The organism is Streptococcus parasanguinis, assembly GCF_901875555.1.
Lineage (GTDB): Bacteria > Bacillota > Bacilli > Lactobacillales > Streptococcaceae > Streptococcus > Streptococcus parasanguinis_H.
In genome coordinates this window covers 1-12,108 of the sequence record NZ_CABFMD010000022.1, presented here as the reverse complement: position 1 = coordinate 12,108, position 12,108 = coordinate 1, and the positions used below count along the sequence as shown (strand labels likewise).

General features: G+C 43.0%; 8 protein-coding genes and 1 pseudogene. 1 reads left to right on the top strand and 8 read right to left on the bottom strand.

What is annotated here, in order from left to right; translation table 11 throughout:
- Positions 1 to 25 precede the first annotated feature (25 nt).
- The 7 genes from alr to manA form a co-directional block, all read right to left on the bottom strand.
- Positions 26 to 1,138 (bottom strand): alanine racemase, encoded by a 1,113-nt coding sequence (gene alr / locus JX304_RS05020; protein ID WP_205011520.1) that lies wholly within the window; start codon positions 1,136 to 1,138, stop codon positions 26 to 28.
- Positions 1,125 to 1,490, bottom strand: a complete 366-nt coding sequence (acpS, locus tag JX304_RS05015) for a holo-ACP synthase (protein WP_205011519.1) — start codon at positions 1,488 to 1,490, stop codon at positions 1,125 to 1,127. The genes alr and acpS overlap by 14 nt, the downstream gene beginning before the upstream one ends.
- Positions 1,491 to 1,576: 86 nt before the next feature.
- Complete coding sequence (locus JX304_RS05010; RefSeq protein ID WP_205011518.1) at positions 1,577 to 2,605, bottom strand: 3-deoxy-7-phosphoheptulonate synthase; 1,029 nt, start codon at positions 2,603 to 2,605, stop codon at positions 1,577 to 1,579.
- A 52-nt stretch (positions 2,606 to 2,657) separates the two neighbouring features.
- Complete coding sequence (gene secA / locus JX304_RS05005; protein WP_205011517.1) at positions 2,658 to 5,177, bottom strand: preprotein translocase subunit SecA; 2,520 nt, start codon at positions 5,175 to 5,177, stop codon at positions 2,658 to 2,660.
- Positions 5,178 to 5,597: 420 nt separating this feature from the next.
- A complete protein-coding gene (locus JX304_RS05000) occupies positions 5,598 to 7,442 on the bottom strand; it encodes an APC family permease (protein WP_205011516.1) in 1,845 nt (614 codons plus the stop codon).
- A gap of 387 nt (positions 7,443 to 7,829) precedes the next feature.
- Positions 7,830 to 8,570: a MerR family transcriptional regulator gene (locus JX304_RS04995; RefSeq protein ID WP_205011515.1), complete on the bottom strand. Its 741-nt coding sequence runs from the start codon at positions 8,568 to 8,570 to the stop codon at positions 7,830 to 7,832.
- Between the two features lie 280 nt (positions 8,571 to 8,850).
- Complete coding sequence (gene manA / locus JX304_RS04990) at positions 8,851 to 9,795, bottom strand: mannose-6-phosphate isomerase, class I (protein WP_205011514.1); 945 nt, start codon at positions 9,793 to 9,795, stop codon at positions 8,851 to 8,853.
- A 115-nt stretch (positions 9,796 to 9,910) separates the two neighbouring features.
- On the opposite strand from manA, the gene queG reads away from it, so the two are divergent.
- The gene (queG, locus tag JX304_RS04985) at positions 9,911 to 11,050 is read left to right on the top strand and encodes a tRNA epoxyqueuosine(34) reductase QueG (protein ID WP_205011513.1); all 1,140 of its coding nucleotides are present in this window, start codon (positions 9,911 to 9,913) and stop codon (positions 11,048 to 11,050) included.
- A 46-nt stretch (positions 11,051 to 11,096) separates the two neighbouring features.
- Here queG and JX304_RS04980 read toward each other — a convergent pair.
- A pseudogene (locus JX304_RS04980) lies at positions 11,097 to 12,108 on the bottom strand (IS3 family transposase); the annotation flags it as partial.

Genomic DNA, 12,108 nt, shown 5'->3' with positions numbered 1-12,108 from the left:
CTGGGAAAGTTCCACCTGCTTTTTCTTATTCTTCACCTGTATAGTCACGAGGGATCCGGTCACTCAAGAGACAAACCACTTCGTAATTAATGGTGCCACGGTAGTCCGCAACCTCAGTTGCCGTAATTTCCTTCTCGCCATCTCGTCCAATCAAGGTAACTTTGGTTCCCAAAGGAAATTCATGTGGCAGGCGAACCGTCACCTGGTCCATCGAAACTCGGCCAACAATGGGACAGTACTCACCCTTGATCAGCACGTGGAAATTTTGCATTTCCCGGATCCAGCCATCCGCATAGCCAATGGGAATCGTCCCAATCCATTGGGCATCATCCGTCGTATAGGTAGCCCCGTAGCCAATATCTTGACCCGCTTCTAACTGCTTCACGTGGACCAACTCACTCACTAAACTCAAGGCTGGCTTGATTTCATAAGGCAAGGCAAGCACAGAACCACTCGGATTCAAACCGTACATGACATCTCCTAGGCGTACAGCTGTGAAAATCGTATCCGCATGCCACAAAGAGGTGGCTGAATTACTAGCATGGACAATCGGAGGAAGGGTTTCAAGAGTAGCCAATACTTCTTTGAAAAAATGGTATTGCGCTTGAAATTTTCGATCATCTGCTTCATCTGCTGTCGCAAAATGGGTAAAGATCCCTTCGATTTCAGCTCCAGCTGCTAAGAGGATGCCTTCTGCCTCTTTGATCTCTTCGATTTTTCGGAATCCAATCCGCCCCATTCCTGAATCTACCTTGATATGGACTTTTAATCCTGAAAAATCTGGCTCTTCTGCCAATAAGTGCTTCAACCAAGCAAGGCTGGCCACCGTTAATCTGATGTCATACTTTTTAGCTAAATCAACTGTTTCAGTTGGGACCACTCCTAAAATTAAAATGGGGTGGTCTAAGCCCTCTTCACGGATTTCAAGGGCCTCATCCATATTGGACACGCAAAAGCCATCCACTTGAGCCGCCAATTTCTTCGTCACAGCTGCCACTCCATGGCCATAAGCATTGGCCTTCACCACTGCATATGTTAAAGTTTGGCTTGGAATATGCCGACTGACTTGCTGCACATTAAAGGAAATGGCATTCAAATCGACTGTTGCAACTGTTGGTCTATGTTTACTTGCTTTCATCTACTTCCTCCAAAATGACGCTGGTCGACACTAGGTCTCCCTTATGACTGATCGAAATCCATACCTTTCCAGAAAAAGGAGACTTGGAAAAATAGGGTGCTCCGTGGGCATCATTTAAAATTTCTAAATCTTGAAAACCAACTGGTCCAATCCCTGTTCCCATTGCCTTTGAAAAGGCTTCTTTGGCGGACCATCGGCCCGTTAAATATTCCATTTTCCGTTTACCAGACAATTCCTCAAAGCGCTCTCGCTCAGCCTCAGTTAAGACTTTTTCAGCGAATCGGGTATTCTTTTGATAGGCTTTTTCAATCGCAGCGATCGATTCGATATCGATACCATGTCCTTTGATCATCTTGTTTTATCCTTATTTATCGTTTCAGTATCGTCTAACTGATAAAAGAGAAGGGGCTAAAGAATCACTCCTTCCGCCCCTGCCTTTTACTTATTCATGCTTGCTATTTCTTTGACCAAAGCCTCTGTCTTTTCCCATCCTAGGCAAGGGTCTGTGATGGATTGACCATAAACTACCGGTTCATTTTGACGACCATCTTCAAGATAGGATTCAATCATGAAACCACGAACCAAGGAAGCTAACTCCTTGTTCCAAGCACGGTTCATCATGGTTTCTCTCACAATGCGCACTTGCTCTTCGAATTGTTTGCCAGAATTGTCATGGTTGGTGTCCACCAGGATGAAGGGATGTTGCAAGCCCATTTCGCTATAGCGTTTGGCTGCCGCTAGCAAATCTTCATAATGGTAGTTTGGAATATTCTTACCACTAGCATCCAAGCCTCCACGAAGGATCGCATGGGCCAAAGGATTTCCAGATGTTTCCACGGCTTGGGCATTGAACAAGAAATTTTTTGGATGTTGTGCTGCATAAATCGCATTGAACATGACCGAAAGATTTCCTGAAGTTGGATTCTTCATCCCTGTCGGAGCCGCAATCCCACTCGCCACAAAACGGTGCTCTTGGTCTTCAACCGAGCGCGCTCCAATGGCGTGATAGGAAATCAGATCCTCCACATAAGGTAGAATGCTTGGGTAAAGCAATTCATCTGCCGTTGTCAAACCAGTCTCTGTCACCACACGGTAATGGAGATGACGGACAGCTTTCAGACCATCCACAAAGCTTGGTGCACCATGTGTATCTGGTTGGTGCATCAATCCTTTGTAGCCATCCCCATTGGTTCGAGGCTTAGCCGTATAGACCCGCATGACGATAAAAATCTGATCTTTGACTTGCTCTTGCAAGTCTGCCAAGCGATGCGCATAATCCAAAACCGCTTCTTCATTATCAGATGAGCAAGGACCAATCACTAAAAGAATCCGTTGGTCCTCCCCTTTGATAATCGCTTCTAACTCACGATCACGCGCTTCTTTCCGCTCCAAGGCAGGGCCTTCCAAACGGTAAAGCGACGTAATTTCTTTTTCATCAATTTTAGTGCTCTTCGTAACGAATACCATACGGCCTCCTTATGCTACCTAGCCCCTTCCTCTCTCAACTCAAGAGGGACACTTAAAATTTACGTCCGTGACAATTTTTAAATTTCTTACCAGAACCACAAGGGCACAAATCGTTGCGTTTCACTTGTGATAAGTCAATATCTGCTGGAATATCTTGTTGTTGCGCTGCAATATTGCGAGTCGCAGTTGTTGAAATACTGTGTTCCGTACGTGGACGTTCTTGTTCGTGAATTTGGGCTTTCATCATGAGACGAGTCACATCAAATTCAATCGATCCGATCATATCGTTAAACATACGGAAACTTTCTGATTGGTATTCCACCACTGGGTTATTTTGCGCATAACCACGAAGTCCAACCGCATTTCGCAATTGATCCAAGGCATCGATATGGTCCGTCCACTTGCTATCCACCACGCGAAGGATTAAAACTTTTTGGAATTCTTGCACAGACTCTTCGTCACGCAATTTCGCTACTTGGCTGGCATAGATTTCTTCTGCACGTGCATACAAGTAATCAATAACTTCCTTGTCAGATTTTCCTTCAATATCGCTTTCAGAAATCGTATCTTCCGGAACCAAATTGTATTTGGCAAAGTTCAGAATTGCTTCAACGCGTTCTTCCTTGCTTGAGTGGCTGGCTCCTTCAACAATCCGTTTGATGGTCCGTTTGATCATTGCTTTGATCTCAGGAGCCAAGTCACGGTTAGCTGTAATGACATCATAACGTTGGGCATAGATAATTTCCCGTTGTTCCCGCATGACGTCATCGTATTGAAGGACTTGTTTACGGGTATCGTAGTTGTTTCCTTCAACCCGTTTTTGTGCACCCTCTACCTGACGGGTGAACATGTTTGAACGGATCACCGATTCTTCTTCGCTCAACTTGAAGCGATCAAGCACTGCTTTGATCCGTTCAGAACCGAAACGACGCATCAACTCATCTTCAAGAGACAAGTAGAATTGGGATTCGCCTGGATCCCCTTGACGTCCTGAACGTCCACGAAGCTGGTTATCAATCCGACGGCTTTCGTGACGTTCTGTCCCGATCACACACAGTCCACCGAGTTCGCGAACTCCTTCACCAAGCTTGATATCGGTACCACGTCCGGCCATGTTGGTCGCGATGGTAACAGCACCACGTTGACCAGCGTTCATGATAATTTGCGCTTCTTTGTAGTGGTTTTTCGCATTCAAAACTTCATGAGGAACACCTGCTTGAACCAACAATTGAGAAAGATAATCACTGGTTTCAACGGCAACTGTACCTACAAGGACTGGTTGACCTTTTTCATGACGAGACTTGACATCTTCCACAACAGCCTTGAATTTTGATTTCAAGCTTGGGTAGAGAAGGTCTGGATGGTCAATACGGGCAATCGGACGGTTGGTTGGAATTGGAACGACGCGAATGTTATAAATTTCACGAAATTCTTCTTCTTCGGTTTTCCCTGTTCCTGTCATCCCTGACAATTTCTTGTACATACGGAAGAGGTTTTGGTAAGTAATGGATGCAGAGGTTTTGGTCTCCTCTTGAACTGGAACACCTTCTTTAGCTTCGATCGCTTGGTGGAGACCATCTGAATAACGACGACCTTCCATGGTCCGACCTGTAAATTGGTCGACGATCAAGATTTCTTGATCTTCGCTGACCACATAGTCGATATCCAAAATCATGATGTAGTTGGCACGAAGGGCGTTGTCGATAAAGTGAGTCAAAGCTACGTTGTCAATATCGTACAAGTTTTCAAGTTTAAAGTAGCTTTCTGCCTTATCAATCCCTGAATCAGATAAACCGATGGTTTTAGATGGGACATCGATAATGTAATCATCCTCGTTTAAGGTCTTCACATAAGCATCCGCCATGTGGTAGAGCTGGCTCGTATCAGAAGCTGTCTGACCAGAAACGATCAATGGTGTACGCGCTTCGTCAATCAAGATCGAGTCTACCTCATCGACCAAGGCATAGTTCAATGGACGTTGCACCATGTTTTCTGCACGAACAACCATGTTGTCACGCAGGTAGTCAAAACCAATCTCTGAGTTGGTTGAGTACGTGATATCACAGAGGTAAGCTTCTTTTTTCTCAGCTGGAGATTTTGCCGCAAGGTTGATCCCTACTGAAAGGCCAAGCCATGAGTACAGTTCTCCCATCTCTGTTGCATCCCGCTCTGTCAAGTATTCATTGACGGTAACAACGTGCACCCCTTTGCCAGACAAGGCATTCAAGTATACAGGCATGGTTGCTGTCAGGGTTTTTCCTTCCCCTGTACGCATCTCTGGAACGTCACCGTGGTGAAGGACGATCCCCCCCATGACCTGAACCTTGTATGGGAACAAACCAAGTACGCGTTTTGCTCCTTCACGAACAACTGCAAAAGCCTCGTACAAGAGATCATCCAAAGACTCGCCATCTTGGTAGCGTTGCTTAAACTCAACTGTTTTCGCTTTTAATTCGTCATCCGTCAAAGCTGCCATTTGGGCCTCATAAGAAAAGACCTTATCAGCCATTTTTTCAAGGCGTTTGATTTCGCCTCGATCATTTTCAATAATTGTTTTTAATAAATTTGCCATTTTTTTCCTTACTTTGAATTTTTCAAAATCTAAAATGTTCTTTTTATTCTAGCATTTTTTAAACATTTTTTCAAGATTAAGGCTGTATCTTACAAGACTTTCGAGTTGTTTTTTTCGTGTGAGAAAATCCAAAAAGATGCCTGCTCAAGCAGACATCTAAGTGGTTCTGAAAAAATTAAAATGAGAAGGGCAATATTCAGTCGATTCAAACATACACTGAAACTTTCCGCCGTGAGAAAAGTGCTAGAAACACGATTGTTTCTAGCACTCGGGAGTTTTGGAACCTTAGGTCCAAAACTAGTTCATGGAACTTCTTCGAAGTTCGCTGACGTCCATACTCACCTAAGGAAAGTTTTTAAAATAACTTTGGTTTCAATCAGAAATGTCTGCTAAAAAAGACATCTTTGAAAGACCATTCGATCATTGTGACAAATGGTAAGAATAGCTGGCGACGACGACTTCTTCGTGCCACCGAAGAGCGTACTTCAATTTCAAACTCATTTGGTTATGCAAGATATTTTGCCAATGTTTCTTAGGAATGAATTGGGGAACCAAAACGGTAACGGTATTACCTTTGGCTTTTGCTTCCTCGGCTACTTTTGCAACAAATTCAACGGTTGGCTGGATAATATCCCGATAGCTCGTCATAACATTTTCAAAACGAATATCTGGGAAGTACTGCTTGAATTCTTCAGCTACTTCCGTATCCTTAGCCTTGGTTTCTTCTGTAGAAACGTGCATAGCTACAACATCGTTTCCTAGGCTATTTGCATAACTCATAGCTCCCACACTTACCTGAGTGACATTCCCGACAAGAACAATTACAGTATTTCCCGCATAATTTGTCTTTTCGATCTTACCTCCCAAGCGCAATTGAGCCGCAACTTTATCATAGTGATTACGGATACTCAAGAACATCCAAAGTAAGAGACCAATAATAGGGAAGAAGGGCCAGATCTCGCGCAGACGGAACAACAAGAGGATCAAGACAATCCCATAACAAATAGCTGCCCCAAGGATATTGGCAAGTGAATACTTAAGAAATCCTTTTTGATATTGGCGTTTCCAGTGGATCACCATTCCTGTTTGAGAAAGGGCAAAAGGAATGAATACCCCAATGGTATAAAGCGGAATCAAGCTTTCTGTTTGCCCATCAAAGATCAAGAGCAAGACGATGGCACCAATCGCTAAGGTCAAAATCCCATTGGAATAGCCCAGACGATCCCCTTTTTCCATATACATGTGTGGCATGTATTTGTTTTTAGCCATGTTAAAGGCCAACATTGGAAAGGCTGAGAACCCAGTATTAGCTGCAACTGCCAGGATCAAGGCTGTTGATAATTGGAAGACGTAAAAGAAGGCTTGTCCGACTGGGGAATTCCCTAAGATCGCTTGGGCCATTTGGGCTAGAGTCGTTACCCCTTTTGCTGGAACGACACCCACCCAGTAATTGAGGAAGGTAATCCCTGCAAACATGATCCCCAAAATCAAAGCCATAATGGTCAAGGTAGAGGCTGCATTCTTTGCCTTGGGTTTCTTAAAGAAAGGAACCGAATTGGAGATGGCTTCAACCCCTGTTAGTGAAGCTGATCCACTCGTAAAGGCCCGCAACAAGAGAATGACACTAACCCCTGAAATAGTTTGACCCACATGAGCAGTTGCATTATAGGCCAAATGCCCCGTCAAAATTTGGATCACACCATAACCGATCAAGGCAATGGTACTGACAATGAAAAGGTAGACCGGAATCATCAACGATGTAGCTGATTCTCGTAGCCCCCGAAGGTTCATCAGCATCAAGATCAAGACCAACAAAATGGAAATGTGAAGATTATAAGGATGAAGAGATGGAATCGCTGACGTGATGGCATCTGCACCGGAAGAAACAGATACCGCTACTGTCAGCATGTAGTCGATTAAGAGACTGCCACCAGCGATCAATCCCGCTTTTGGAGACAAGTTCTCCGTAGTCACCATGTAGGCTCCTCCCCCTTGAGGATAGGCATGAATGACCTGGCGATAAGAAATTGTTAAACTGGCTAGGAGAACTAGAACCACAATCCCAATTGGAATGGACCACCAAATGGCTCCTGCGGATACCGTCATCAAGACCAGGATAACTTGCTCTGGACCATAGGCGATAGAAGAAAGCGCGTCACTAGAGAGCATAGCCAAGGCCTGCATTTTCCCTAACAGCCCTCCTTCACCTTCTGCACCAGATTTCAACGGACGGCCAATAAACCATTTTTTCAATGTTGAAAACATAAAAAAACTCCTTGAAAAAAAGATCATGAGGCCGGGAATTCCCTGCCTCTTTTTCATAAAACTGGGGTTATTCTACTCCTTTTTTTTATAGCTGTCAACTTATAGCATGAAATTGTTGTGAAATTTCATAAAGATTTCATCTTGTTCATTTCTTGAGCCTACCATAGCTCTGTCAACTTCTTTTCAAAGTTTTCCAAGCAAAAAACGAGGCTGGGACAGAAATCCTAGCCTCTTCTTGTTTTTGGATTGTCAAGCAAGACGCAGTGGTTGAGTGGGCTCTACTAGGCTGATTTCATCAGCTTTTACAGCCCTACTCAACTGTGCGGAGGTGGGACAACCAAATCGAATTCTAACAAATGACCGATTTATGTCCCACTCTCACTTTTTTTATTTTCCTTGATTTTCGACATAAAAGGCAATGACGTTCGAAGTATACTGGGCTGTGCCAGTCCCAAACTTGTCGATGTTTTCTTTGAATTCCGGATTATAGACATATCCCTTGCCGATATGACCAAAAACCTCTATAGAGCAGTCAAATCCGTACGTTCGAATCGCGTCTAAAAGTATGGATGCTTGTTCTTGGTTTTCTATTGCTGTTATAGGTAGACCATCTTTGAGATTTTGAGCCAAAGTTTGAAAAACTTGGTTGAAGGCTTCCGTAGCCTCATCTTCATGGCCCTTTTGGCGTTCGAGAGCCTGGTCCATGACTTCTTGACCATATTTTTCTATTGCTTCTTGGTGGTATTTTTGAGTGTCCTGATAGCTAAATCCCGTAAATTTTTCCTCAATCGTCATATTTCTTTCTCCTTTTTGTTCTTGAATGGTTTTTTGCAAGGTGGAAATCAAGGTATCTAGACGTTCTCTCTCCTGAGTTAAATAGGCTAACTGCTTGGTTAAATGGGGCAACAAGTTAGATGTTTCTTCGGCTAAGAGTTCTGCTATTTGGTCTAAAGAAAATCCTAGATACTTGTAGTAGAGAATCACCTGTAATCGTTCTAAATCTTCTTGACTGTATGTCCGATAGCCATTTTCAGATTTCACAGGGACTAGAAGTCCTATTTTATCATAGTGGTGCAGGGTCTTGACAGAGACACCTGACAGCTCTGCAGCTTCTTTGATATGGTACATGATTTCCTCCTTGTACTCAATGAAAATCAAAGAGCAAACTAGTAAGCTAGCCGCAGGTTGCTCAAAGCACTGCTTTGAGGTTGTAGATAGAACTGACGAAGTCAGTAACATATATACGGTAAGGCGACGCTGACGTGGTTTGAAGAGATTTTCGAAGAGTATTACAAGAATAGTATAATCCCTCCCCTTAGGTCAGAGTCAAGAATTTTTTAAAAAATTTTTATACCAGATGAAAAAAGGCTTGAGTCGCTCCACAGCATTCACTCAAACCCTTTCTTTTTTACGGATGACTCACGATCAATTCTAAACCTTTCCCTTCCAAAGTCCAAGATTCAACATCGCTCGGTAAGATAAAGTGACTTCCTTTTTGAATAGGATAATCCTTTTCATCTACAGTCAATTTTCCTTCTCCGGCTAAGACGCTCAATAAGCTGTAATCAGCTGTCTTTTTAAAATCAGCTTTTCCGGTAAGTTTCCACTTATAAACGGTGAAGAAATCACTTGCAACCAAGGTGGTCATTCGAAGATTATCAACAACAACTGTATCTGGATGGCTATTTGCTGGCTCACCGATGTTTAACACATCAATCGATTTTTCCAAGTGAAGTTCCCGCAAGTTTCCTTGATCATCCTTACGGTCAAAATCATAAACCCGATAGGTGGTGTCACTCGACTGTTGGGTTTCAAGAATCAAGATTCCAGAACCAATCGCGTGCATGGTGCCACTTGGCACATAGAAGAAATCTCCAGCCTTGACAGGAACCTTTGTCAGCAAGGCATCCCAGTTTTTATCTTCAATTTGCTGACGGAGTTCTTCTTTTGACTTGGCATTGTGTCCATAGATAATCTCTGATCCTTCGTCAGCCGCAATCACATACCAACACTCGGTTTTTCCAAGTTCTCCCTCATGCTCCATGGCATAGGTATCATCCGGGTGCACCTGTACACTAAGCCAGTCGTTGGCATCCAAAATCTTTGTTAATAAAGGAAAGACAGGCTCTTTACGATTGCCGAATAATTCTCGGTGCTCTTGATAGAGCTGATCCAATCCAATTCCTTCGTATGGACCATTGGCCACTTTAGAAACGCCATGCGGATGGGCCGAAATCGCCCAAAATTCACCGACATGGTCACTCGGAATGTCGTAACCAAATTCCTCTTTTAGACGTGTTCCTCCCCAAATTTTTTCCTGCATGACTGAATGTAAAAATAATGGTTGTACCATAATATCCTCCTCACATTTCATGTTTCTATTATACAAAAAAAAGAAAGCTTTTGAAAGCCCTTTCGGATCGTTTCCTTTCTCGCCAGAATCTTCATTTTTGTGTATAATGGAAAAGATGACACTAAAAGAAAACATTATCCAACTGGCACATTCTATTGGGATTTCAAAAATTGGATTTACAACCGCTGATGACTTCGCTTATTTGGAAAAATCGCTCCGTTTGGCCGTTGAGGAGGGACGGAATTCTGGATTCGAGCATAAAAATATCGAAGAGCGCATCCAACCTAAATTAAGTCTCTCCTCAGCAAAGACGATCATCTCAATTGCTGTCGCCTACCCCCACAAACTCAAGCAACAACCTCAAAAAACAACCTATAAAAGAGGAAAATTCACCCCCAACAGCTGGGGATTAGATTACCATTATGTCCTTCAAGACAAGCTCAACCGCTTAGCTGCTGGGATTGAGGAAATGACACAAGATTTTGAATACAAGGGCATGGTCGATACTGGAGCCCTGGTTGATACGGCTGTCGCCCAACGAGCTGGGATTGGCTTTATCGGAAAAAATGGCTTGGTCATTTCAAAAGAATACGGTTCTTACATGTTTCTGGGGGAATTGATTACCAACCTCGATATCGAACCGGATCAGCCAGTCGACTATGGTTGTGGAGACTGTCGACGTTGTTTAGATGCATGTCCAACCTCCTGCTTAATCGGAGACGGCTCTATGAATGCCAAACGCTGCTTGTCCTTCCAAACTCAAGACAAGGGCATGATGGACCTAGAATTTCGCAAGAAAATTAAAACGGTCATCTACGGATGTGACATTTGTCAGATTTGCTGTCCTTATAACAAAGGGCTAGATAATCCCCTGGCAACAGAAATCGATCCGGATTTGGCTCATCCAGAGTTGATTCCCTTTATAGAACTGTCCAACGGTCAATTTAAGGAAAAATTCGGGCATGTTGCCGGAAGCTGGCGAGGCAAGAATATCCTCCAGCGCAATGCCATCATTGCGTTAGCCAATGCAAATGACCGCTCGGCCATCCCTAAGCTCCTGAACATCATCGAAACTTCACAAAATCAGATCCATATTGCAACGGCTATCTGGTCCTTAGGGCAACTGCTACGTGAAGTCACCCCAGACCTTGTTGAGCTCTTACTGAATATCAAACATCCGACTAATGCTATCATAGAAGAACGAACTGCTTTCTTTGAAAAATTCGGCATTCAAGCAGATTCACAGCTACAATGAAAAAACACTAAGGTTTGTACTGACCCCAAAAAGTTAGACATTTAATTTATCCAAAGGATTTAGTTCTATATTGCACAGGACTAAGTCCTTTTAATTTTACCTTAATTCGTTTGTTGTTGTAGTAATCAATATAGTCTACAATGGCTTGTTCCAATTGCTTAAGTGACTTAAATGTTTTCTCATAGCCATAAAACATTTCGGATTTCAAAATACCAAAGAAGGACTCCATCATACCATTGTCTGGGCTGTTGCCCTTGCGTGACATGGATGCTTGAATTCCCTTACTCTCTAGGAACCGATGATAAGAATCGTGTTGGTATTGCCAGCCTTGGTCACTATGGAGAATCGTATTCTCATAGTGTTTCTCTGTGAAGGCCTGCTCTAACATCGTTTTTACTTGTTCTAAGTTGGGTGAAGTAGAAAGACGATAAGCAATAATTTCACTGTTAAAGCCATCTAAAACAGGCGATAAATACAATTTCTGTGTGCTATTTGGAATGGCAAACTCTGTCACATCCGTATAGCACTTTTCCATTGGCCTTGATGCTTCAAACTGGCGTTGAATAAGGTTATCTGCTTTCTTGCCAACTTCTCCTTGGTATGAAGAATACTTGCGTTTACGACGAATTTGGGCACTGAAACCAAGGATCTTCATCAGACGTTGGACCTTCTTATGATTCACTACAAAACCACGATTCCTCAATTCTAGAGTCATTCGGCGGTAACCATAATTTCCTTTATGCTCAGTAAAAATAGCTTGAATTTCAGCTTTAATATCATGATTTTTATCGCTTCTATCTAGTTGCTTTAGCTGGTAATAATAGGTTGAACGAGCTAGCTTAATAATCTTTAGAAGAGTCTCTAAAGGAAACTCTGTTACCAATCCTCGGACAATTTCTGTTTTTCTTTTAGCTCTTTCTCGTCCCTCAATCGGAGTTCTCTCAACTTTTTTAGAACAGCATTCTCCGCTCTCAAATATTCTAATTCTTCCTGAAGTCGCTCTAGCTCTGTCATCTCTTCAGGTTTCTTCTTTGGCTTACGTCCCATTTTAGATGGTC

What these genes read in the sequence shown, in the direction of transcription:
- alr (WP_205011520.1), bottom strand. Translation starts at nt 1,138, where the DNA reads ATGAAAGCAAGTAAACATAGACCAACAGTTGCAACAGTCGATTTGAAT.
- acpS (WP_205011519.1), bottom strand. Translation starts at nt 1,490, where the DNA reads ATGATCAAAGGACATGGTATCGATATCGAATCGATCGCTGCGATTGAA.
- JX304_RS05010 (WP_205011518.1), bottom strand. Translation starts at nt 2,605, where the DNA reads ATGGTATTCGTTACGAAGAGCACTAAAATTGATGAAAAAGAAATTACG.
- secA (WP_205011517.1), bottom strand. Translation starts at nt 5,177, where the DNA reads ATGGCAAATTTATTAAAAACAATTATTGAAAATGATCGAGGCGAAATC.
- JX304_RS05000 (WP_205011516.1), bottom strand. Translation starts at nt 7,442, where the DNA reads ATGTTTTCAACATTGAAAAAATGGTTTATTGGCCGTCCGTTGAAATCT.
- JX304_RS04995 (WP_205011515.1), bottom strand. Translation starts at nt 8,570, where the DNA reads ATGTACCATATCAAAGAAGCTGCAGAGCTGTCAGGTGTCTCTGTCAAG.
- manA (WP_205011514.1), bottom strand. Translation starts at nt 9,795, where the DNA reads ATGGTACAACCATTATTTTTACATTCAGTCATGCAGGAAAAAATTTGG.
- queG (WP_205011513.1), top strand. Translation starts at nt 9,911, where the DNA reads ATGACACTAAAAGAAAACATTATCCAACTGGCACATTCTATTGGGATT.